Annotated in this window: 13 protein-coding genes and 3 tRNA genes; 3 read left to right on the plus strand and 13 right to left on the minus strand. The window is 64.6% G+C overall.

Annotated features, from left to right (window positions below):
• Positions 1-96: 96 nt before the first annotated feature.
• The 8 genes from AC4D2Q_RS07015 to AC4D2Q_RS07050 form a co-directional block, all read right to left on the minus strand.
• Positions 97-170 (minus strand) — tRNA-Ile (locus AC4D2Q_RS07015).
• Between the two features lie 99 nt (positions 171-269).
• Positions 270-1469, minus strand: coding sequence for a glycosyltransferase (locus AC4D2Q_RS07020; protein ID WP_490945806.1), 1200 nt, complete (start codon positions 1467-1469; stop codon positions 270-272).
• Complete coding sequence (locus tag AC4D2Q_RS07025; protein ID WP_490927281.1) at positions 1466-2407, minus strand: DMT family transporter; 942 nt, start codon at positions 2405-2407, stop codon at positions 1466-1468. Before AC4D2Q_RS07025 ends, AC4D2Q_RS07020 begins: the two co-directional genes overlap by 4 nt.
• Positions 2407-3021: a CDP-alcohol phosphatidyltransferase family protein gene (locus AC4D2Q_RS07030; RefSeq protein WP_490945807.1), complete on the minus strand. Its 615-nt coding sequence runs from the start codon at positions 3019-3021 to the stop codon at positions 2407-2409. The genes AC4D2Q_RS07025 and AC4D2Q_RS07030 overlap by 1 nt, the downstream gene beginning before the upstream one ends.
• Positions 3022-3052: 31 nt before the next feature.
• Entirely contained in the window at positions 3053-3835 is a 783-nt protein-coding gene (locus AC4D2Q_RS07035) for a phage holin family protein (RefSeq protein WP_490945808.1), read from the minus strand.
• A gap of 97 nt (positions 3836-3932) precedes the next feature.
• Positions 3933-5369 carry a sugar porter family MFS transporter gene (locus AC4D2Q_RS07040; RefSeq protein WP_490945809.1) on the minus strand — a complete coding sequence of 479 codons (1437 nt, stop codon included), beginning with the start codon at positions 5367-5369 and terminating at the stop codon, positions 3933-3935.
• A 123-nt stretch (positions 5370-5492) separates the two neighbouring features.
• The gene (locus AC4D2Q_RS07045) at positions 5493-6920 is read right to left on the minus strand and encodes a sugar porter family MFS transporter (RefSeq protein ID WP_490945810.1); all 1428 of its coding nucleotides are present in this window, start codon (positions 6918-6920) and stop codon (positions 5493-5495) included.
• A 270-nt stretch (positions 6921-7190) separates the two neighbouring features.
• Positions 7191-7263: transfer RNA gene (locus tag AC4D2Q_RS07050), tRNA-Asn, on the minus strand.
• A 295-nt stretch (positions 7264-7558) separates the two neighbouring features.
• On the opposite strand from AC4D2Q_RS07050, the gene AC4D2Q_RS07055 reads away from it, so the two are divergent.
• Positions 7559-11197: an endo-1,4-beta-xylanase gene (locus tag AC4D2Q_RS07055; RefSeq protein WP_490945811.1), complete on the plus strand. Its 3639-nt coding sequence runs from the start codon at positions 7559-7561 to the stop codon at positions 11195-11197.
• 68 nt (positions 11198-11265) lie between these two features.
• Here the strand turns inward: AC4D2Q_RS07055 and AC4D2Q_RS07060 are convergent.
• The 5 genes from AC4D2Q_RS07060 to dusB form a co-directional block, all read right to left on the minus strand.
• Positions 11266-11338: transfer RNA gene (locus AC4D2Q_RS07060), tRNA-Asn, on the minus strand.
• 63 nt (positions 11339-11401) lie between these two features.
• A complete protein-coding gene (gene dnaG, locus AC4D2Q_RS07065) occupies positions 11402-13438 on the minus strand; it encodes a DNA primase (protein ID WP_490945812.1) in 2037 nt (678 codons plus the stop codon).
• Positions 13439-13581: 143 nt separating this feature from the next.
• Positions 13582-17295 carry a thioester domain-containing protein gene (locus AC4D2Q_RS07070; RefSeq protein ID WP_490945813.1) on the minus strand — a complete coding sequence of 1238 codons (3714 nt, stop codon included), beginning with the start codon at positions 17293-17295 and terminating at the stop codon, positions 13582-13584.
• Between the two features lie 155 nt (positions 17296-17450).
• Positions 17451-18734 (minus strand): deoxyguanosinetriphosphate triphosphohydrolase, encoded by a 1284-nt coding sequence (locus tag AC4D2Q_RS07075; RefSeq protein ID WP_490945814.1) that lies wholly within the window; start codon positions 18732-18734, stop codon positions 17451-17453.
• A 6-nt stretch (positions 18735-18740) separates the two neighbouring features.
• Positions 18741-19913 carry a tRNA dihydrouridine synthase DusB gene (gene dusB / locus AC4D2Q_RS07080; RefSeq protein WP_490945815.1) on the minus strand — a complete coding sequence of 391 codons (1173 nt, stop codon included), beginning with the start codon at positions 19911-19913 and terminating at the stop codon, positions 18741-18743.
• Between the two features lie 178 nt (positions 19914-20091).
• Here dusB and AC4D2Q_RS07085 point away from each other — a divergent pair, with 178 nt between their 5' ends.
• Positions 20092-20760, plus strand: coding sequence for an ATP-binding cassette domain-containing protein (locus tag AC4D2Q_RS07085; protein WP_490945816.1), 669 nt, complete (start codon positions 20092-20094; stop codon positions 20758-20760).
• A complete protein-coding gene (locus tag AC4D2Q_RS07090) occupies positions 20760-22883 on the plus strand; it encodes a YhgE/Pip family protein (protein ID WP_490945817.1) in 2124 nt (707 codons plus the stop codon). The genes AC4D2Q_RS07085 and AC4D2Q_RS07090 overlap by 1 nt, the downstream gene beginning before the upstream one ends.
• Positions 22884-22973 lie beyond the last annotated feature (90 nt).

Below are 22973 nucleotides of genomic sequence, written 5' to 3' on the forward strand. Positions count from 1 at the left end.
CCCACGAGTAACATGATGTACAACACGCTGCCGTTAGACCCTCCGGATGCAAAAAAGCCGCGGCGCGAAGAATTCGTGCCGCGGCTTTCACCTGCGTAGGGCTGGTGGGGCTTGAACCCACGACCCACGGATTATGAGTCCGCTGCTCTGACCAGCTGAGCTACAGCCCCCGGGATCCCCTCGGGGCGCATGTGCCCCAAAGGGGCAATAGAGCCATCCTAGTGGCACCTCCGTCCGTCCCACCAATCCGGGGTTCCCCCGGCAGGGAACTAGATGCTTCCCTGCACCACCGGGCGTCCGTAGTAGAGATCCTCAAACGTATCCAGTGTGGCGTCCAAGCTGTGTCGGTCCACCATGGACCGGCTGTGTGCACCCATTGCTGTCCGCTCTGCCGGCTCCAGTTCCAGGATGGAGGTCAGCCGTTCGCTGAGCTCATCGCTGTTGCCGGGCTGGAACAGGTATCCGTTCCGGCCCGCATCCACCAGGTGCGGCAGGGCCATGGCATCGGCCAGCAGTACCGGGGTGGAAGCGGACATGGCTTCCAGCGTCACCAGCGACTGCAGCTCGGCGGTGCCGGGCATGACAAAGACATCCGCCCGCTGATAGGCCCGCCGCAGCTCCTCGTCGGAGACCAGTCCGCGGAAGACGACGCGGCCTTCCAGCCCCAGCTGTTTCACCTGCGCCTGCAGACTGGCCTTGACTTCGCCTCCGCCGATGATTTCGGCGTGCACCTGCAGATGCGCCGGAACCTTGGCCACTGCGTCGATCAGCACGTCCACGTGCTTTTCTTCGGCCAGCCGGCCCACAAACAGGACCGTGGGATGTTCGTGCGGCTCAATCGTCTCGCCCGGCTGCAGTTCGTAGACCGACGCGTCGATGCCGTTGGAGAGGGGCAGCACGTCCGGCAGGAAGGCATGGGCATGCATGGCCTTCGCAGCCAGCGGCGTGGGAGTTGTGACGGCAGCGGCCCGGCCCATGATCTTGCCCATGTCCTTCCACGAGTTCTTGGCGACAATGTCCTTCAGCCACCGCGGGAACGGCAGGAACGGGTCAAGGTTGGCGGGCATGAAGTGGTTGGTGGCGATGACGCGGATACCGCGCTTTTCCGCCTCGTAGAGGGTGTACTCCCCCACCATGTAGTGGCACTGGATGTGCACGACGTCGGGCTGGACCCGGTCGAAGAGGAGGCTGATTTCCTTCTTGATTTCCCACGGCAGGCAGATGCGCCAGTACTCATGGGTGGGGACGCCGTGGGATCGGAGCCGGTGCACGGGCCAGTCGCCGTCCAGGTCCGAGCGGCTTCCGCCGTCGACGTCGTTGGGGGCCAGCACATGGACATCGTGGCCGCGCCCGTTCAGCCCACGGGCGAGGCGGTAGCCAAACTGGGCGGCACCGTTCAGGTGCGGCGGATAGGTGTCGCACGCTATGAGGATGGTCAGCGGTTTGTCGGCCGATGTGTCGTCGGTCACTGGGAGTCCCTCTTTTGGTCTTTCGGAGTTTTTGCGGCGCCCTGCTTTTGCCGGCGCCGTGCCTCTGCCCTGCGTTGGATCACGTCGGGGTGATAGCGGGAGAGGGCAACGACCCCCACGATAGCAATCAAAGCTGCGACTCCCATGGCAACGGCAGCCACGGCAGGCACATCCGGCACCAGTTCGTTCAGGACGCCGATTCCGATGGCAATGCCCACCATGGGATCGATGACGGTCAGGCCTGCGATAACGAGGTCCGGCGGTCCGCTGGAATAGGCGCTCTGGACGAACCAGGCCCCGAGACCGCCGGCAACCGCGATGCCGAGGAGGGTGTACCAGGGCACGTTGAGCAGGAACCGGCCGTTGGGGTTGAGCAGGTCGCCTGCAATCACTTTGGTCAGCACTGCAACGAACCCAAAGAGGACTCCCGCCCCCACGATGAACCCGATCGCGCCGATGCCCCGGCCAAAGAGAGCGTTGATGGTGCCGAAAAACACCACGACCACCGCGAGGATCAGCACGATGGTCAGCTCCTGCGCGGGCCGGACCTCCTGTTCGTCCCGTGTCACGCCGACGGCGAGGGAGACAAACAGGGCACTTCCCACCACACACGCCACAATCGACGCCACGGTGATGCGGTTCATCCGCAGCCCCTGGTCACGCGAGTTGACCACAGTGGTGATCACCAGGGCGATGGATCCGATCGGCTGGACTACTGTCAGCGGTGCCAGTGTCAGCGCCGTGACGTTCAGTGCGGTGCCGACCCCCAGCAGAAACAGTCCCAGCAGCCATCTCGGATTGCGCAGCAGCCGCAGGAACCGGGACGAGTTCAGCTCCAGCCCGCCGGTGTTGGCGCTGACCGCACTTCCCTGGCGCTGGGCGCCAAAGGCCAAAAACACGGCGCTTGCCAGAGCACAGGCAATGGCTATTCCGACCATCAGCCGACCGCGCTGCGTTCCCGGGAGAACTTGGCCCGGGAAGCCTGCAGGTAGCCTGCCGCTGCGAGGATATGGCCGGCGCAGCCCAGAGCCAGCACGGCGGTCCCGGCGGCGGACAGCCAGCCGAAATCGAACCCGGGCACCCGCTGGAGCAGGAGCAGCGGGGCTCCCAGCAGCAGCAGTGCGGTGCGGATCTTGCCGATGTTGCTGACCGGAAGATCGGGGCTGCCGCGGAACAGCAGCAGCGAGGTGAGGATGAGGACGGCGTCAGGAATCACGATGCAGAGGACCAGCCATGCCGGGGCAATCCCCTCCACCACAAACGTGGCTGCGACGATGATCAGGGCCAGGCGGTCCGCCACGGCATCAAGCCATTTGCCCGCCTTGGACACCTGTCCCAGCCGGCGGGCCAGATAGCCGTCCACCCAGTCGGTGGAACCCACCGCCACCAGCGTCAGAAACGCCGGGCCGTAGGCTTCACGGACCGTCAGCCAAACGAACAGCGGCACTCCGAGAAAACGAAGGGCCGTGACCAAGTTGGGAACGGTCCGGAAGGTGTCCAGTTCCGTTGTTACACGGTCCGGACGCGTTCCTGCACCGATCAACCTGATCACGGCCCACTCCCCTTGTCAGCGATGATGGGACTTATTTTTTGGCGAGCCTGCGCATCATGATGACCATGGCCAGCAGGGAAGCGGCAAGCACGGTCAGCGGCTGCCAGCGTTCCTTGATCAACGCCATGATGTCCTCGCTGCCGGAGGCTCCGCCGGAGGATCCGTCCTTGCGGTGCTGGGCCGCACGGCGGGCCTTGAGTTCCTTGATCTGTTCCTTGACGTCGGCTTTCTCACCGAGGCCGTCACGGACAGCTGCCATGTGCTCGCGGCGCTGGCGGGTGCGGGTACGCAGTTCCTCGGGAGTGGGCGGCTTGGGGCCGTCCTCTTCCTGGTCCTTCTTCTTTTTGTCCTTGTCCTTGTCCTTGGGTTCCTTCGGCTTCTTCTCCAGGGTGGCGGGATCGAAGCTGCGGCCCTCCTTGAGGACCCCAAGGTCATAGCGCAGCCCGTGGATTGCTTCTTCGGGCAGCAGCGGCAGGGTCTTCTTGAACCGGCTGTAGCCGATGAATCCCCCCACAGCAGCAATGATCAGGAACAACAGGGCCACCAGCAGGGCGGCAAGCCAGCCGGGCATGACCGTGCCCAGTCCGAGGATGGCCGCGACAATCAAGGCGATGGCCAGGGCGGCGATAAAGAGCAGCGCCACCACCATGAACGCGGCGGCAATGCCGGCCTTCATGCCCTTCTGCTTCATTTCGGCCGTAGCCAGGCCAAGTTCGTCATTCAGTTGGCGGGGGGTCAGCCGGGCCATCACCTTTGCCAACCCGACCAGTGAGGAATTCCCCGTGGCCCTTCGTGTGCTAGCGGAGCGATTCATGCGCCCTGCCTCCGTCTCCTGATTAATCTTCGCCGTTGCCATTATCCAAAATTACCATTCTCCTCAGCTTTCACACTGTGAACAGGGCGGCAGCCGCCTAGGTGGTTTCCAGCCCTTCGCGGTCTTCAAGCTCACGGCCGGAGAATTCGGGCAGCTTTGTCTTGACGAACCAGAAGGAAAGAACGGCGAAGATGGTGAAGATCGCGTACATGATCCAGACCCCGAAGTTATCGCTCACCCAGGGGAAGGACAGGGTCACGATGAAGTTGAAAATCCAGTTGACCATGGCGCCCAGGCCCAGGGCGAGGGACCGGATGTTATTGGGGAACACTTCGCCCAAGGTGACCCACATAACCGGTCCCCAGGTGGCGGCGAAGAAAATCACGAAGAGGTTTGCGCCGACCAGCGCAACCGGACCCCACATGCCGGGCAGCTCCACGTTGTCACCCATGCCCTCTGCCTGAGAGAAGGAAAGGGTGGCCATCAGCAGGCCTACGAACATTCCCGCAGAACCAATCATCAGCAGCTTGCGGCGGCCGATCTTGTCCACGAAGGCAATGGCCACGACGGTCATGACCACGTTGATGATCGAGGTGATCACCGAGGTCGTGAAGGAATCGCTCTCGCTGAAGCCCACGGACCGCCACAGGGTGGTGGAGTAGTAGAAGATGGCGTTGATGCCCACGAGCTGCTGGAACGCGGCGATGGCCATGCCCACCCAGAGAATGGGCTGGAGGCCCAGCTTCGGGCCGCGCAGATCGCGGAAGGTGGGCTGCTTGTTGTTGAAGCTGTCCCTGATCTGGCGGATTTTCAGGTCTGTGTCCGTCACGCCGGAAACCGAGCGGAGCACTTTGGCTGCGTCTTCATCCCGGTTATTGCGGACGAGGTACTGCGGAGATTCAGGAATGGTCAGTGCCAGGATGCCGTAAACGATGGCGGGAATTACGCCAACCAGCAGCATCCAGCGCCAGGCGGCAAGCCCCCACCACAGCTGTCCCATGGCACTGCCGGCGGAATCCGCGAGGAAAGCGTCAGAGAGCAGCGCTGCGAAGATGCCCAGGGTGATGGCGAGCTGCTGGACCGAGCCAAGTGCGCCGCGCCATTTGCTCGGCGCAACCTCGGCGATGTAGCCCGGTGCGATGACGGAGGCGGTACCAATGGCCAGACCGCCCACCAGGCGCCACCACATCAGGTCCCATTCGCTGAAGGCATAGGCGGAACCGATGGAGTTGGCGGCAAACAGGACTGCGGCACCAACCATCACCTTCTTCCGGCCCAGCCGGTCTGCAAGCTGACCGGCGAACCAGGCTCCGACGGCGCAGCCCAAAAGTGTGATGGCGACCGTGAACCCCAGGACCCCGGGACTGAGCGTAAATTCTTCGCCAATGGCATCAACGGCACCGTTGATGACCGCGGTGTCGAACCCGAACAGCAGACCGCCCACGGCTGCCGCCACGGTGACGGCAATCACCTTGAAGGGATGGGCCACCTTCTCTGATTCGCCCGGATTAGGCTTTGGCTGGCTTGCGCCCATGGAAGGTTCCTCTGTCTCTCGTGTGGTTGTGAATAAAATTTCCGACCCAAACCTAGCAATCCTACGCATAACCCTAGGCATGTTGGGCTGGCCTGGGAACACACATGGGCCAACGGAACCCTGTCAGTGCGGCGAGAGCTTGGAGTCGTCGATGTCCTTCCCGGAGAACTCGGGAAGCTTCTGCCGGACAAACCAGAAAGAGATGAAGGCAAAGAAAGTAAAGGCCGAATAGGCCGCGGCGGGCCCTAGGTTGGAATTCACCCACGGAAACGCCAGCGTAATGGCGAAGTTGAATATCCAGTTCACCATGGCGCCGATGCTCAGCCCGATCGAGCGGATGGTTGTGGGGAACATCTCCCCCAGCGTCACCCACATCACCGGCCCCCAGGACGCGCCGTAGAAAATCACGAACAGATTTGCACCGACCAGCGCCACGGCACCCCAGGGTGCCGGAAGCGAAACGTTGTCTCCGGTGCCGGTGGCCTGGAAAAAGGACACGGCGGTGGCCAGCAAACCAACCGTCATGCCAATGGAACCGGTGAGCAGCAGCTTTCGACGCCCGATCCGGTCGATAAAGGCAATGGCAACAAGGGTGGTGAGAACGTTGATAACGGCGGTAATGACCGACGTCGTAAAGGAATCCGAGGCGCTGAAGCCAACGGATTCCCAGAGCGTTGTGGAGTAATAGAAAATGACGTTGATGCCCACGAGCTGCTGAAGCGCCGCAATAGCCATACCTATCCACACAATTGGCTGCAGACCCAGCGCAGGGCCCCGCAGGGACCGGTAGCTCCCGGCGGATTCCGAAAAACTCTGCTGGATTTCGGTCATCTTTGAATCCGTGTCCTCCACTCCGCTGATGGTGGACAGAATGGCGGCTGCCTTGGCCCGCTGGTTCTTGCGGACCAGGTAGTACGGCGATTCCGGGATGACCAGTGCCAGGATTCCATACACGACGGCCGGAACCACTCCCAGCAGCAGCATCCACCGCCAGGCTTCCAGTCCCAGCCAGTGCACGGCGAGGGCGCCGCCGTCGTCCGCCAGGACGGCATCCGAGAGGAGCGCGCCGAAAATGCCCAGCGTAATGGCCAGCTGCTGCACCGAGCCCAGGGCGCCGCGCCAGCGGGAGGGCGCTATTTCGCCGATGTAAGCCGGAGCAATCACCGAGGCCGCACCGATGGCCAAACCGCCCACAAAGCGCCAGATGATCAGCTCGCCGTCGCTCTGGGCCAGCGCGGATCCCAGCGAGTTGGCGGCAAAAACGATGCCGGAGATCACCATCACTGCACGCCGGCCCCAGCGGTCCGCGAGACTGCCCGCAAACCAGGCGCCCACCGCAGAGCCGAGCAGGGCTACGGCGACCGTGAACCCGAGGAGCCCGGACCCCAGTCCGAAGGTGTCGCCGATCGCGTTCACCGCACCGTTGATGGCGGCACTGTCGAAGCCGAAGAGGAGTCCGCCTACAGCTGCGGCTCCGGTGGCCAGCAGGACACGGCCGGTGTGAATGCTTTCGGGACCGCCGTCTTCCGCCCGTGTCTGATTGCTCGCCATGGCCGCTCCTCGGATTCGAGGCCCCAGGCCGGCGTAGCCCGCCGGAGAATATCCATGGTGCCGCGTTGCCTAAAACTCTACGGCTGCGGGGTGGACCCGCAGCAGGGCAGGACCCGAAATCGGGGCCGAAAAGCACTTCACCACGCCGCCGGCTTGCAGGCCGGTCCGCGCGGAAGACAGTCTTCACGGGCGGAGACCGGCGGATAGCGGCCCCCGCGCACAAAAAACGGCCCCCTGGAAGGCATGTTCTGCCTTTCAGGGGGCCTCTTGCTCCTCCGACTGGACTTGAACCAGTAACCCTTCGATTAACAGTCGAATGCTCTGCCAATTGAGCTACGGAGGAAAGCGCGAGTACTACTATACAGGGTTTTGGGGATGCCTATACACATTGTGATGTGTTCTGCCTCTCACCTTCCGAGACTCCGGCCCGGCCAGCGGAGCTCGGGAACGCTCACCTTTATCAAAATTCCTATAGGAACCACAACCCGCAACGGGTTTTCCGGTGCAGGCAGCAGCATTACCCTTGACCCCGCCGCGAAACGTTCTTACCGTTGCCCGCCCGGCGCTTTCTTGATTCTCCCCATAACGGCGCCGGATCACTGCCATTTATTTGGCCGCTCTGCACTCAAAGGAGAGTCATGAAGGTTCCGCGTTTATTAACCGCTCTAGCTGTAACCTCGGCGCTGCTGCTGCCGGCGGTTCCGGCGCTTGCCGTGCAGCCGGAGGAAAAACGTCCTCCGGGCCAGTCCAAACAGGACACGCTGCGCCGGGCAGCCCCGAAGGACTTCAAGATTGGTTCCGCCGTTGCGGGCGGAGGCCATCATGAGGCCCAGGACTACCCCGATCCTTTTACGTTCGACAAGGAATACCGCAGGCAACTGGCCGCCGAGTTCAATTCGGTCTCACCGGAGAACCAGTCAAAGTGGGAATTCATCCATCCGGAAAAGGACGTCTACCGCTTCACGGAAATGGATGCCATTGTCCGGTCCGCCCAAAAAAACAAGCAGGTGGTGCGCGGCCACACCCTCTTTTGGCACAGCCAGAATCCTCAATGGCTGGAGCAGGGAAACTTTTCGAAGGAAGAACTGCGCGGAATCCTCAAGGACCACGTCCAGACTGTCGTGGGCAGGTACGCCGGCAAAATCCAGCAGTGGGACGTAGCCAACGAAATCTTCAACGACGATGGAACACTGCGCGTCACCGAGAACATTTGGCTTCGTGAACTGGGCCCGGACATCATTGCCGACGTCTTCCGCTGGGCACATGAGGCCGACCCCGCGGCCAAGCTGTTCTTCAATGATTTCGGCGTTGAGGACATCAATGCCAAGAGCGACGCATACCTCGAACTCATCCCCCGGCTTCAGGCACAGGGCGTGCAGGTTGACGGTTTTGCCATCCAGGGCCATCTGAGCACCCGTTACGGTTTCCCCTCAGAGCTGCAGGCCAACCTGCAGCGCTTTGACGACCTGGGGCTGGAAACCGCAATTACGGAAATAGACGTCCGCATGGATATTGCAGCCGGCACCGAGCCGACGGCTGAGCAGTTGGAGCAGCAGGCGGACTATTACCAGCGTGCCCTTGAGGCCTGCCTGTCAGTGACAGACTGCAATTCATTCACCATTTGGGGCTTCACGGACAAGTACTCGTGGGTTCCGGTCTTCTTTGCCGGAGAGGGTGAAGCGACGGTCATGGAGGAGGACTTCACTCGCAAGCCTGCGTACTACGCCTTGCGGGACACACTGAAGCGTCCGGCACCGGACCCGGACGACGGCGGCCCGTGGCAGCCGGCCCCGGATCCTGCCTTCATCCCCGGGGGTGCCGACAACCCGACAGCGACGCCGATCGCAGCATCCCGCGGCACCGGCAATTCCGTGGCGCTGACCCTCGATGACGGCCCCAAGCCAGGGGAAACCGACGATGTCCTGGATTTCCTCAAAGACAAGGGCATCTCCGCCACCTTCTGCGTCATCGGACAGAACATCCAAGCCCCCGGCGGAGCCGAGCTGCTGAAGCGCATGGTCGATGAGGGCCACACGCTGTGCAACCACGGCACCACGTATGCGGACATGGGCTCGTGGACGGAGGAACAGATTGAAGCTGATCTCTTGGAAAACCTCCGCATCATCCGTGAAGCCGCAGGCACGCCTGACCTGCAGGTCCCTTATTTCCGGGCGCCGAACGGAAGCTGGGGAGTCACGGGCGAAGTAGCTGCAGCGCTGGGTATGCAGCCGCTGGGGCTCGGCAACGTCATCTTCGACTGGGACGGCAATGACCTCAGCGAAGCCACCCTCACGGCAAACCTCCGTGCCGCGTTCACCCCCGGCGCGGTGGTGCTGGCGCACGTCGGTGGCGGGGACCGGACCAACACAGTGAAGGCTGTTACTACGGTCGTCACCGAGAAGCTCGCCGAAGGCTGGACATTTGACCTTCCGCAGGGCGGCGCTGCGGCGGAACCTTCCGGCGGTGTGTCTTCGGATTTCGAGACCGGAACCGATGGCTGGACCGCGCGCGGGGACTCAGTCGCGGTCAGCCTCAGCTCCGACGCCCGCACCGGTTCCGGCAGCCTGCTGGTGAGTAACCGGACCCAGGACTGGCACGGCGCCGCACGTGACATCACGGGCGCCCTGCCGGTCGGCTCGGCCGTAAAGATGTCCGTCTGGGCCAAGCTTGCTCCCGGCCAGCAGCCGGCTGCACTGAAAATGTCCATTCAGCGTGACAACGGCGGCGGGAGTGCCTATGAAGGCGTTGCCGGTGCCGGAGCTTCGGTCACCTCCGACGGCTGGACCGAACTTGCCGGGACGTACACCCTCGGTGCCGCTGCGGACAAAGCACAGGTGTACATCGAAGGTGCTGCCGGCGTGGATTTCCTGCTCGATGATTTCAGCCTCGCCGCGATTGTTGAGCCTCCCATTCAGACCGATATACCCGGGTTGAAAGACGTTCTTGGCCTGCAGGGCATCGAGCATGTGGGGGCAGCGATCGATGCACGCGAGACAGCGGGCAGCGCAGCGAACCTCCTGCGGAAACACTTCAACGCCTTTACTCCCGAGAACGCCGGCAAGCCCGAGAGCGTGCAGCCCGTGGAGGGAGAGTTCACCTTTACCCAGCTGGACCAACTGCTGGATTTCGCGGACGCCAACAATGTCAAGGTGTACGGACATGTGCTGGTCTGGCATTCCCAGACACCTGAGTGGTTCTTCAAGGACGGGACCCGTGACCTGACCAGCAGCCGGTCCGACCGGGCACTGCTGAGGGCACGCATGGAGGCGCACATCAAGGGCATCGCAGATCACATCAATGCCCGCTACCCGGATGGAGACAGCCCCATCTGGGCCTGGGACGTTGTCAACGAGACCATTGCGGACGGTGACACGGCCAACCCGCACGACATGCGGGACAGCCGCTGGTTCCAGGTCCTCGGTGAGCGTTTTGTCGATGATGCCTTCCGTCTCGCGGACAAGTACTTCCCTGAGGCAAAGCTCTTCATCAACGACTACAACACCGAGATGCCCCAGAAGCGGGCCGACTATCTCGAGCTGATTCGTGCTCTGGAAGCCCGGGGCGTACCGATCGACGGCGTGGGCCACCAGGCGCACGTCGACGTCGCACGTCCGGTTCAGTGGCTCGAGGACTCGATCAAGGCCGTGGAGAAGGTCAATCCCGACCTGATGCAGGCGATCACTGAGCTCGATGTGAACGCGTCCACCGAGAATCAGGGCGCGGATGTGGACGGTGCCCCGGTGGATCCGTACCAGCCGGCATTCGAGAACGACGAGGACGCCGCCGCGGAAGTCGGATACTACTACCGCGACTTGTTCGCCATGCTGCGCAAGCACAGTTCGGCTATTGATTCGGTGACGGTCTGGGGCATCAGCAACGCCCGCACCTGGCTGCGGACCTGGCCGATGGCCCGGCCCTGGGAGCAGCCGCTTCCGTTCGACGATGATCTGCAGGCTGCGCCGGCATACTGGGGAATCGTGGATCCCGCGAAACTGCCCGCCCGGCCCGCCGACGTGCTGGCACCCCGGATTGCCGATCAGCCGGACGTGGTGGCCTATTCGAAGCGCGCCGGACGGGTGAAGGTGGCTTACCCGTTGCCCTCGGCGATCGACACACTGGACGGCAAAGTGCCGGTGGACTGTTCCCCGCGCCGCGGCAGCACCTTTGCCGTGGGGACCACTACGGTCACCTGCACGGCCACGGATGCCGCCGGCAACACGAGGACCAGCAGCTTCGACGTGGTGGTGAAGAAGCACCGGCACCACGGAAGGCACTGACCGCCGCATCACCCACATGAAAAAATGAGGCCCGAACCGGTATTCCCGGTTCGGGCCTCATTCATTTGCTCCTCCGACTGGACTTGAACCAGTAACCCTTCGATTAACAGTCGAATGCTCTGCCAATTGAGCTACGGAGGAAAGCGCGTCTCCTACTCTACAGAGGTTTTGCGGGGAAGCGAAATCGGTACGGAGAACGGACGGTTACTGGTCTCCGCGCAGGGCACGGCGCTGCATTTCCAGCTCCATCAGCTCGCGGTTCAGCTGCTGGAACAGGGCCGGATCCGCGGACGGATCCAGCCGCTGCAGCTGGCCCAGCTTCTCTGCCTTCAGATGCGTGACCTGAAGTTCAAAGAGCCGGTTGAGGATATCCCGGCAGTACCGCTGGAGGGCATCGTTGTCCCGTGCATGCAGCGGAGTCACGGCGAGCTCGCTGACGAAGTCCCGCAGAGAGTCCGGCAGTTCCTGGCGGACCTGTTCCACCCACTGCGCCGGCGCGGTGCCGGCATGGCCGGCGGCAATGATGGCGTTGTGCACCGCCAGGTAGGCCGGAACCGAGAACCGGGCAGCCTTGAACCGCTCCCACTGTCCCTCGTCCAGCAGGCCCGGCTGCTGCAGTGCAACCTCAAGCGCCTGGCGTTCCATTCGCGCGGCGGGGTCCCGGGGATCGGGGCGGAGGAACGCGGGTTCTTCCAGCACGGGTTCCGGCACCGGCTGGACGTAGCCGCCGCGGTTTTCCTGCTGGTAGCCGCGGTTTTCCTGCTGGTAGCCGCGGTTTTCCTGCTGGGAACTGCTCTGCCGCCCCTGCTGCGAGCCCCGGACGTCACGGGATTCGCGCTGGGAGCCGCGGGCGTCGTCGTGCCCCTGGAAGGACGGTGCGGACTTTCCGGGCGTGCCGCCCTCCCGCAGCCGCTTGGCGGCCGCGGCAACGGCGCGGGTGACGTCGTCGACGTCGGTCCCCAGCCATCCGGCGAGCTCGCGGGCATACGCCGGGCGCATGGCGGGATCGCGGATTTCGGCCACCACAGGGGCGGCAGCGCGCAAAGCCTGCACCCGGCCTTCAACGGTGTTGAGGTCGAACTTACGCAGGGTGGAGCGGATGGAGAACTCGAACAGCGGACGGCGCGAGCGGATCAGCTCGGCGACGGCGGTGTCCCCGTGTTTCTGCCGGATGTCACACGGGTCCATGCCCTCCGGGTCCACGGCCACATAGGTCTGGGCCGTGAAGCGCTGGTCCAGGTCGAAGGCTTTCAGCGCAGCCTTCTGTCCCGCCGCGTCACCGTCAAAGGTAAAGATCACCTCTCCCCCGGAACCGTCGTCGGACAGCAGCCGGCGCGCAATCTTGACGTGGTCCTCGCCAAAGGCGGTGCCGCAGGTGGCGACGGCGGTGGTAATCCCCGCGAGGTGGCAGGCCATAACGTCCGTATAACCTTCGACGACGACGATCTGCCGGTCCTTGGCGATGGACCGCTTGGCCAGGTCGATGCCGTAGAGGACCTGCGATTTCTTGTAGAGCGCGGTCTCCGGGGTGTTCAGGTATTTGGGTCCCTGGTCATCCTCGTAAAGCTTTCGGGCGCCGAACCCGATCACGGCTCCGGTCAGGTCGCGGATGGGCCAGATCAGCCGGCCGCGGAACCGGTCGTAGAAGCGGGAGGCGTCGGACCCGGTGGAAAACATGCCGGTGCCGGCCAGTTCCTCACGGGTGAACCCCTTGTCGGTGAGGTGCTTGAGCAATGAGTCCCAGCCCTGCGGTGCATAGCCCACACCGAAGTGGGCTGCCGCGGCGGGGTCGAAGCCGCGCTCCTGCAAGAAGTCCCGGGCCGCCTGGGCGCCGGGAGTGCGCAGCTGTGCGGCGAAGAATTCCGCGGCGATCTTATGGGCATCCAGCAGCCGCTGGCGTTTGCCGATGTCTTCGCGGCGCGGGCCGGTTCCGCCGTCTTCATAGTGCAGCTCATAGCCGAGCCGGGCGGCGAGCTTCTCCACCGTCTCCGAGAACGTTCCGTGGTCCATCTTCTGGACAAAGGAAATGACGTCGCCGCTCTCACCGCAGCCAAAGCAGTGGTAGGTGCCTACCTGCGGCCGGACGTGGAAGGACGGCGAGCGCTCGTCGTGGAAGGGGCACAGCCCCTTGTAGGAGCCGATGCCGGCGGACTTGAGGGTTACGTAGCCGTCAATCACGGCCTTGATGTCGGTGCGGGAGCGTACTTCGTCAATATCTTCGCGTTTAATCAGGCCGGCCATAACCCCAGTCTATTCTTCCTGCCCTAACGCCGCGGTGAAGCACGGGAGAGGATGCTCAGGCAGCGGTTTGCCGGCGCTCCCGCACAAAGAGGATCCCGCCCGGCCACCGGCCGCACGGGATCCTCTCTGACTGCTACTGCGGATTACTGCTGATGGCTGTTGTCATCCTCCGCACTGTTTGCCCGGCGGCGGCTGGCCGCCATCGCGAGGCCACCGACCAGGAGCAGCCCGGCTCCGGCGGCGAGGAAGCCGACGGTTCCGTTGGCGCCGGTGGAGGGCAGATCCGGACGGGCCGGCTTGACCGGTGCCGGGGTGGGCTTCGGCGTCGGAGCAATCACCTGACTGTAGGTGTTGGTCACAACAGCCGAGGCGGTGGCGCCGGCCGGCACGATGACCGGCCCCGGCACCTCGGACTCCACGGTGACAGCGGAGGTGGCCCCGGTGCCCGGCTCAGTGACAGTGCACTCGGTACCCGCGGCAAGTCCACCAAATTCAGTGGTTACCTCCCCCGTGGTGCCGGCCGGGATAGTGACCGTTTCATTCACAGCGGACCCGTCCGGGCCGCACCGGACTTCCAGGACAACGTCACCCTGGTTACCTGCTGCCGCCCCGGTGATGACCTTGGTAACCGCCAGCGTACCGGGAGCAAAGGTGTACGTGTTGGTGACCACGGCGGTCACGGTGTCGCTGGCCGGCACGATGACCGGCTCCGGGAGCACGGGTTCCACCAGCACGGTGGAGGTGGCTCCGGTGCTGGACTCCGTCACTGTGCATTCAGTGCCCGCCGTCAGGCCCTCGTATTCGGTGGTCACCTCCCCCGTGGTGCCCGCCGGGATGGTGACCGTTTCATCCAAAGCGGACCCGTCCGCGCCGCACCGGACTTCCAGGACAACTTCGCCCTGGTTACCCGCTGCCGTCCCGGTGATGACCTTGCTGACCACCAGCGCGCCGGGGTTGAACCCGTACGTGTTGGTGACCGTCAGTTCCGCGCCGCCCGCAGCCGGGATAGTGACCGGATCGCTGATCACCGTGTCCACGGAGACCGTAGCGGTCGCGCCGCTTTCGGTTTCAGTGACCGTGCATTCCGTGCCCGCAGGCAGGTCCTCGAAATTCCGGGTTACCGTTTCGGCGGTCCCGGCAGGAATGGTCACGGTTTCATCCAGGACCGACCCATCCGGTCCGCAGGTCACCTGCAGCACTACCTCGCCCTGTGCTCCTGCCGCGTCACCGGCAAATTCCTTGGTGACCGCCAGTGTTCCGGGGGTAAAGGTGTACGTATTGGTCACCGTGGCGGTGTCCCTGCCGCCGGGGCTGATGGTGACCGGTGTTGGGATCTCACTGCTGACCTGTACGAACTCCGTGGCCCCGGTGACCGGTTCAGTTACGGCGCAGGAGGCGCCCGAGGGAATGTTCAGGAACTCCGCACCCACCTCCCCTGTTTCTCCGGCCGGGATCTGGGAGGTTTCCTCGAACACCGTTTGTCCGCCCAGGGTACAAAGGACGTCCACTTCCACCGCATCCTGGTTTCCGGCGGCCTCACCGGTAATCACCTTGGTGACGATGAGGGAGCCGGGGTTCTCCGTGTACGTGTCCGTCACGGTGGCCGTGGCAGTGACGCCTGCGGCGATGGTTACGGAATCAGGCAGATCCACCACCACGCCTATTTCGGTGCTCTCGCCGGTGACGGGTTCAGTGACGGCGCAGCTGGCGCCTTCCGGAATGCCGGTGAGTGTGCCTGCCGGAACGGTTCCGGTTGCACCGGCAGTGACGGTGAATTCACCCTCTGCGACAACTGCACTCTCCAGAGTGCAGGTGACCTGCAGAGTGACGACTCCTTGCCGGCCCGCAGCCGCTCCCGCAATGGACTTGTTCACGACCAGTGCTCCGGGGTTGACCGTGTACGTGTCCGTGACCGTGACCTCGACGCCGTCACCGGCGGGAATGGTTACCGCCCCGCCCGCCGGGTCAGTCACGGTAACGACGGACACCGCGGTGGTCGTACCGTCCGCCGTCTCTGTGACCGTGCAGGTGGTCCCGGCGGGAAGGCCCGTAAATTCTTCAGTGGTGGGGTCAACGGTTCCGGCCGGGATGGTAATGGTTTGGTTCAGGCCCGAGCTGCAGGTCACCTGCAAAGTGACGACGCCCTGCCGCCCGGCTCCTTCACCGGCGATGTCCTTGCGGACCGCCAGTGTCCCGGGGTTGAAGGTGTAGGTATTGGTCAGTGCCGCTGTGACACTTCCTGCGGCCGGAACCGTGACGGTCCCGCCCCCGGACACCTCGACAGCCACGGACGTGGTTTCACCGGTGGTTGTTTCGGTCACAACGCAGCTGGTTCCGGCATCGAGGTTGGGGAATTCCGTCGACTCAGGAGTGAGGGTTCCCGCCGGAATGGTGACAGTGGTGTCCAGCACCGTGGCGCCGTCCAGGGTGCAGACCACGGAGATCACCACCTCACCTTGCGCGCCTGCCGCTTCTCCAAGGTTGGTCTTGCTGACCACCAAGGTTCCCGGAGTGAAGGTGTAGGTGTCCGTGACCGTCGCCGTCGCCGTGGTACCCGAGGCGATGGTGACGGCACCGGGCAGGATGGTACTGACCTGGACACTGGCATTGGCGCCGTTGGTGGGCTCGGTGATGGTGCAGGTGGTGCCCGCCGGAATATTGGTGAAGGTCTCCGACGGCGTCCCGGTGGTTCCGGCGGTGATATTGAAGGTGAACTGGTATCCCGGTCCACAATCGATACTGATGACCACCGCGTCTTGGCTGCCCGCGGCGGGGCCTTCTATGGACTTGGTGACGGCCAGGGATCCAACCTCAAAGAAGCTGGCCGTGGCGCTGGCTGCGGAGCTTAGTTCCCGGGTGTCCGCCAGGATCAATTTCTGGGCAGCGTCCACCCCGGGGGTGGCGCCGTCATAGAGGTAGACACTGCCGGTGGGAACTGTCACCGTTGCCCGGGCAGTGAAGGTGGTGGGCCCGAGGCCTCCGCCCTCGCTCCGCACCCAGACCTGGGTGCCGCTGGTCACGGGGTTGGTGATTGGCACGGTGCCTGCGGCGTCGGCGAAGAGGCCGAAGCCGGCGCCGGCCGTCAAGGTGATTTCATCCGACTCGGACGTCACGGTGTACGGTCCGGCCAGACCCGTCACCGGCGCTTCCGCACTGGCAGGCGTTATCGAAATATCGGGAGCGTCCGGTTCCTCCAGCGGCCCGGCCGCGATGGTGGAGTTCACGATCGATTCGACCGTGGAGTAGAGGGAGTTTCTCGGGTTGACCACGTAGCCGTCGGTGAAGAACCAGATGGCGGCCTGCACGGCCGCTGCCTTCGTATTGTTGTCCGTGCCCGCCGGCAGGTTGGTGCTCGGATAGTAAGTATTCAGGATCCGGTTCACATATCCGATATTGGGGACGTTGGACTCATCCCAGGTTCCGTTTTCATACCCGTATCCGACGCGGGTTTCCGTTCGCAAATCGATGCAGTACATCTGGGCCGTAGTGGTCCCGCCCACTTCCTGGGTATTGATGACCCCCGCGAAACCCACGTTCTCTGTTTCGTAACCGGCCGGAATGGAGGTGGGATATGCGTTGATGGGCCAAGTGGTCCCGAGCGGCGGCAGCGCCCCGGGAACATTCCGCCGTCCTTCGCCCAGGGACGTGATCACAATGTCGGTGCCGGCGTCCGTGACCGGAGCCGGCCCGCGCGTCGGTTCCGGATCGATGGCGGCGTTGGCCGGGCCTGCCATCGGGACGAAGAACATCAGGGAGAGCAGGGCGGCCAGCAGGATGCCCCACCGGCTGCGGGGTCGGGCGGCCTGCGGTAGCGACCCGCGGCGGCGACGGTGATTGACGTGTGGCTGGTCGCTCATGAAGAGTCCCCCGTGAGAGTTGTCCGGTAGAGGTGCTCCTGCGGCCAGTGGTAACCGAAGGGGTGGATGTTACACCTCAGAGCCGAAACACTAACGAGACACGCCGGGCTCCGCCAGAGTTAGCGGGCCTTTTTCATCCGGACAACCAGATGTTTTTACCAGAGCGCGGGAACCGGGCCCACCAGGCGCTCGTGCAGTGCCACTGCCGAGCCGTCCGTAAGCGAGGCCACCTGGTCCACGACCACGCGAAGCCGGGCGCCGTCATCGGCGGCTTCGCGCCAGTCCGCGGCAAACATGGGTTCCAGGTGCCGGTCCCCCGTGGCGGCCAGCTGGGCTACCAGGGCGGTGAGGATTTCGCGCTGGCGCTCATACAGCGGCTGCCGCTGGTCGGTGGTCATCACGAACGTGGTGGCCAGTCCCTTCATCACGGCGATCTCCAGCTTGGTCTCTTCCGGAACCACCATTTCCGCGTTGTAGCGGGTCAGCGGATCAGTGCCGTAAATGCCGCGGGTGGCTTCCAGGGCGCTGTTGCAGAACCGGCCGATCAGCTGGCTGGTCATGTCCTTGAGTGCGGCCATGGACCTGCGGCTGCCGTCTGATTCGCGGACCCACACCGGATCGGTTTCCAGCCGCTTGAGTGCGTCCTCGATCGCTGCGCCGTCGGTGCCGGGCAGGTACCACTGCTGGGTGTAACCCACCACGCGGGCACGCTGGTCCGGATTGTCCAGCCACTTGAGCTGGACGTGGCCGGCCACAATGGCGTCTTCGACGTCGTGCACGGAGTACGAAATGTCATCAGCCAGGTCCATGACCTGCGCCTCGAGGCAGGAGCGGCCGGCCGGGGCGCCGTCACGCAGCCAGGTGAAGACCGGCAGATCGTCTTCATACACGCCGAACTTGGTGGTGCGGTGTCCGTTGACCAGTGGAGCGTCGGCGATGGACCACGGGTACTTGCAGGCGGCGTCCAGCGAGGCCCGGGTCAGATTCAGGCCGGCGGGGCTGCCGTCCGGGGCGATGATCTTGGGTTCCAGCCGGGTGAGCAGGCGCAGGGTCTGCGCGTTGCCCTCGAAACCCCCGATGGCGTGGGCTATGTCGTTCAGTGCCGTTTCCCCGTTGTGTCCGAACGGCGGGTGTCCCAGATCGTGGGCGAGGCAGGCGGCGTCGACGACGTCGGGATCGCAGCCCAGCGCGTTGCCCAGTTCGCGGCCCACCTGGGCCACCTCCAGGGAGTGGGTCAGCCGGGTGCGGACAAAGTCGTCCGTGTCCGGTGCAACCACCTGGGTTTTGGCGCCCAGGCGGCGCAGCGCGGAGGAATGCAGCACCCGGGCGCGGTCGCGGCCGAACTGGGTGCGGTTGGTGTTCTTGGCAGGCTCGGTGACCCAGCGTGCAAGGTCAACATCGGTATAGCCTGCGGTTTGGAAAGCCTGCGGAAAGGTCATGGGTGTTTAGCCGCCTGAAACGTTGAGTTCGGCTGCCGAGATAATGGACTTCTGCGCGGCGTTGAGTTCCCGCGATTCCAGCCAGTTTTCCGGCAGTGCTGTCTTCTTGGGTGAGCCGGCGCGGCCGCGGGGCCCTTCGGCGTCGGCGCCCGGGTACGGGGCGTCCGGGTCCAGCTGGTCGAGCAGCTCGCGCAGGACCTCCAGCGTAGGCACGGTGGCCAGCTGTGCACGGAGGTCTCCGCCCACCACGTAGCCCTTGAAGTACCAGGCCATGTGCTTGCGGATGTCCCGCAGCGCCATCATTTCCCCGCCGAAGGTTTCCACCAGCAGTTCGGCGTGCCGGTACACGCTGTCCGAAACTTCCTTCAGTCCCGGCCGGTGACGGGTGTCGCTGCCTTCGAAGGCTGCCTGCAGGTCACCGAAGAGCCACGGCCGGCCCTGGCAGCCGCGGCCGATGACGACGCCGTCGACGCCGGTCTGGCGGACCATGGCGATGGCGTCTTCGGCGGACCAGATGTCTCCGTTGCCCAGCACCGGCACGTCCGGCAGGGCTTCGCGCAGTTCGGCGATGGCTGACCAGTCGGCCTTGCCGGAGTAGAACTGGGACGCGGTGCGGCCGTGCAGGGCGACGGCGGCAACCCCGGAGTCGCGGGCGATGCGGCCGGCTTCGAGGAAAGTGAGGTGGTCCTCGTCAATGCCCTTGCGCATCTTGACGGTCAGCGGGATGTTGCCGCGGGAGGCTTCCTTCACGGCGGTCTGCACGATGGCGGTGAACAGGTCCAGCTTCCAGGGCAGGGCGGATCCGCCGCCCTTGCGGGTGACCTTGGGCACGGGGCAGCCGAAGTTCAGGTCAATGTGGTCGGCGCGGTCTTCCTCCACGAGGATGCGCACGGCTGCACCGACGGTGACGGGGTCCACCCCGTAGAGCTGGACGGAGCGGACTTTTTCGTCCTCATCGTGCTCAATAATGCGCAGCGATTCCGGCGAGCGCTCCACCAGGGCACGCGAGGTGACCATTTCCGAGACATACAGGCCGCCGCCGTATTCGCGGCAGAGCCGCCGGAAGGCCTTGTTGGTAATGCCGGCCATGGGCGCCAGGATCACCGGCGTGTCCACGGTGATGGGTCCCAGCTGCAGCGGTGGCAGCTCGAGCTTGAGTTCTGGAGATGAAACAGTCACGCCTTCATTCTCCCAAACCCGTGCAAATCGTGCCGCGGCTGTGGATTTCGTGTCCGCAGGGTCCCCGCGAAGCAGGTGTTAGACTGACTGGTCAGATTATGTACTGACTGGTCAGTTTTGCTGGCCCGTCTCACCGCCGGGACTCTCCCGGATTCCCTGAAAGGCAATTGTGCAACCGGTGATCACTGCGGAGGGCCTCAGCCTGTCCGCCGCCCGGGGCCCCGTCTATGGCCCGCTGAGTTTCAATGTGGACGGCCCCCTCAACGTTCTGTACGGCCCTGCGGGCAGCGGCCGCACCAGCCTCCTGCTGACACTTGCCGGCCGCATGAAGGCCCAGGACGGAACGCTGGAAGTCCTGGGCCATGCCCTCCCCCGCCATGCCCGCGAAGTCCAGAAACACACGGCCATTGCCGGCTTCGAGGATATTGATGTCCTGGAGCCCGGGGTCACAGTGGGTCAGGCTGTGCGGGAACGCGAAGCCTGGCTGGCCCCCTGGTGGAGCATGCTCGGCAAGCCCACGGACCGCCAGGTCACCCGTGCCTGCGCTTCGGTTTTCGGAACCACCGAAATCCCCGCCGCCTCCACTGTGATCTGGAACCTCGGTGAGGCCGAGCACTTCCTGCTTCGCCTTTCCCTGGCGATGCTCGGCTCGCCGAGCATCCTTTTTGTCGACGACATTGAGCAGGTCCACAGCGCAGAAGCCCGCCGGCTGGTCTGGGAGCGCCTCGCTGCCATCGCCGCAGCGGGCACCACCGTCGTCGTCGGCGCCGCTTCCCTTGAAACCGGCCTGTGGGAGGGCCTTGATCCCCAGCCGTCCGCTCTGCTGCTTTCCCAGGAGGCCAACTAATGTTCGCCCTGTTTTCCCCCGGCACGGAATTGGCGCGGTTCCGCCGCGGCACCCTGCCGAAGATCGCCGTCGTCGTCATGCTCTTCATTCCCCTGATCTACGGCGCCCTGTACCTGTGGGCCTTCGACTCTCCGGACAAGAACGTGGACAGTCTCTCCGTTGCCCTGGTGAACGAGGACGCGGGCACCACCAGGGACGGCGACGCCCTGAACGCCGGCGAGGAGCTGGAGACCAAGCTCCTGGAAGGAGCGGACCTCGACTGGCATCCCACGGATGCCGACGACGCAGCGAAGGGTGTGGAGGACGGAACCTATTACCTTTCCCTCACCATTCCGCAGGATTTCTCGGCCAACGCCGTCTCCGTGGGCACGGAGAACCCCGTGCCCGCCCGGCTGAGCGCCACGTACAACGATTCCAACAACTTCCTCGCCGGCGTGCTGGGCAAGCAGGCCATGGCACAGGTCAAAGAAGCAGTCTCCTCCCAGCTGGGCGAGCAGGTTGCCTCCACGCTGCTGGTGGGACTGAACGACGCCGGTTCCGGCCTCCGCGACGCCGCCGACGGCGCTGGTGAACTCAGCACGGGCATCGACTCCGCCGTTTCCGGGGCAGGCGAACTTGTGGCCGGGCTGGACAGCCTCGCCACCGGCACCGTCACCCTTCAGGACGGAGCACTGCGGCTCTCCACCGGCGCCAACCAGCTCAGCTCCGGCCTGACCGAACTCTCAGCGGGAACATCCTCGCTGGCCTCGGGCAGCAATGATCTTTCCGCCGGTGCACAGTCCCTGGCTGCCGGAACGTCCACCCTGTCCGACGGCGCCGGCAGCGTAGCTTCCGGTGCAGCGGCCCTGAACACCAACCTCGGCACGCTCTCGGAGCGGCTGACCGCGGCTGTTCCCCAGTCGGAGTCCCTGGCCGCCGGTGCGTCCTCGGTCTCCACCGGACTGGACCAGGTGGTTGCCGGACTCCAGGCAGCAGATCCGGCCAACCCGCTCCTTGCCCAGCTGCAGCCGCTGGCCGCAGGCGCGCAGCAGGTGTCCGCCGGAAATGCGGGCCTGCAGGCAGGTATTTCCGAGGCAGCAGCAGGAGCCGGACAGCTCGCTGCCGGCAGCTCCAGCCTCGCCGGCGGTGCCGGTGAAGTAGCAGCCGGCGCGCAGTCGGCTGCGGCCGGGGCCGCCCAGCTTTCCGCCGGTGCCGCCAACCTCGCCTCCGGGGCCGCCCAGGTGGATGCCGGAGCCCACAGCGCCGAAAGCGGTGCCGGCGAACTCGCCGCCGGAGCCAACACGCTCAGCGGCGGCACCAACGACCTCGCCGCCGGAGCGGGCGAACTGCTCACCGGCGGAAACGCCCTGTCCGCGGGAGCTGCCCAGCTCTCCACGGGCAGCCACACGCTGGCCGATGCCCTCGCCGAAGGCGCCCAGGCGCTGCCGCAGGATTCCGATGAGCTGATCGACACCAAGGCCTCCGTTGCGGCAGCCCCGGTGGAACTGGACGCGGACTACTCCACCAAGGCGGACAGCTTCGGTGAAGGGTTTGCTCCCTTCTTCCTGGCGCTTGCCACCTTTGTGGGTGCGCTGATCACCTGGCTGCTGCTGCGGGCACTGCCCACCAGGGCCCTGGCCGCCGGTGTTTCCGGTTTCCGTGCCCTGGCCACCGGACTGGTTCCGGCGCTGGCCATCGGCCTGGGCCAGGTGGTCATCATGATGGCGGTCCTGGTGTGGGGACTGGATATCCACCCCGCCTATCTGATTGCCACCGGTGCGTTCCTGTACCTGACCACAGCCGCGTTCCTGGCCCTGCAGCAGATGCTGATCATTGTGCTGGGCACCGCGGCCGGCCGGGTGGCGTCACTGGTGCTGCTGATGCTCCAGCTGAGCTCCTCCGGCGGCACCTATCCGGTGGAAACCACGCCCGGGTTCTTCCAGGCGCTGCATCCGTTCATGCCTGCCACTTATGTGGTCAACGGGCTGCGTGCCCTGATCACCGGCGGCGTGGACGCCCGGATGTGGATCGCCGTCGCGTTCCTGGGCATCCTGGCTGCTGTATGCATCGCCATCAGCTCGCTGGTTGCCGGCAAGCAGCGGATGTGGACGATCAAGCGGCTGCACCCGGAACTGCACCTCTAGGATCGGCGAGCCGACTCCACAGAACGACGGCGCCGCCCCCTCTCACGGGAGCGGCGCCGTCGTCGTATGGCGGGGTAAACCGGGCGGACC

The organism is Arthrobacter sp. TJ-178, assembly GCF_058269275.1.

Bases quoted from the DNA above. Each gene is read 5' to 3' on its own strand.
- AC4D2Q_RS07025 (WP_490927281.1), bottom strand. From the start codon at position 2,407: ATGGTCGGAATAGCCATTGCCTGTGCTCTGGCAAGCGCCGTGTTTTTG.
- AC4D2Q_RS07035 (WP_490945808.1), bottom strand. From the start codon at position 3,835: ATGAATCGCTCCGCTAGCACACGAAGGGCCACGGGGAATTCCTCACTG.
- AC4D2Q_RS07040 (WP_490945809.1), bottom strand. From the start codon at position 5,369: ATGGGCGCAAGCCAGCCAAAGCCTAATCCGGGCGAATCAGAGAAGGTG.
- AC4D2Q_RS07045 (WP_490945810.1), bottom strand. From the start codon at position 6,920: ATGGCGAGCAATCAGACACGGGCGGAAGACGGCGGTCCCGAAAGCATT.
- AC4D2Q_RS07055 (WP_490945811.1), top strand. From the start codon at position 7,559: ATGAAGGTTCCGCGTTTATTAACCGCTCTAGCTGTAACCTCGGCGCTG.
- dnaG (WP_490945812.1), bottom strand. From the start codon at position 13,438: ATGGCCGGCCTGATTAAACGCGAAGATATTGACGAAGTACGCTCCCGC.
- AC4D2Q_RS07070 (WP_490945813.1), bottom strand. From the start codon at position 17,295: ATGAGCGACCAGCCACACGTCAATCACCGTCGCCGCCGCGGGTCGCTA.
- AC4D2Q_RS07075 (WP_490945814.1), bottom strand. From the start codon at position 18,734: ATGACCTTTCCGCAGGCTTTCCAAACCGCAGGCTATACCGATGTTGAC.
- AC4D2Q_RS07090 (WP_490945817.1), top strand. From the start codon at position 20,760: ATGTTCGCCCTGTTTTCCCCCGGCACGGAATTGGCGCGGTTCCGCCGC.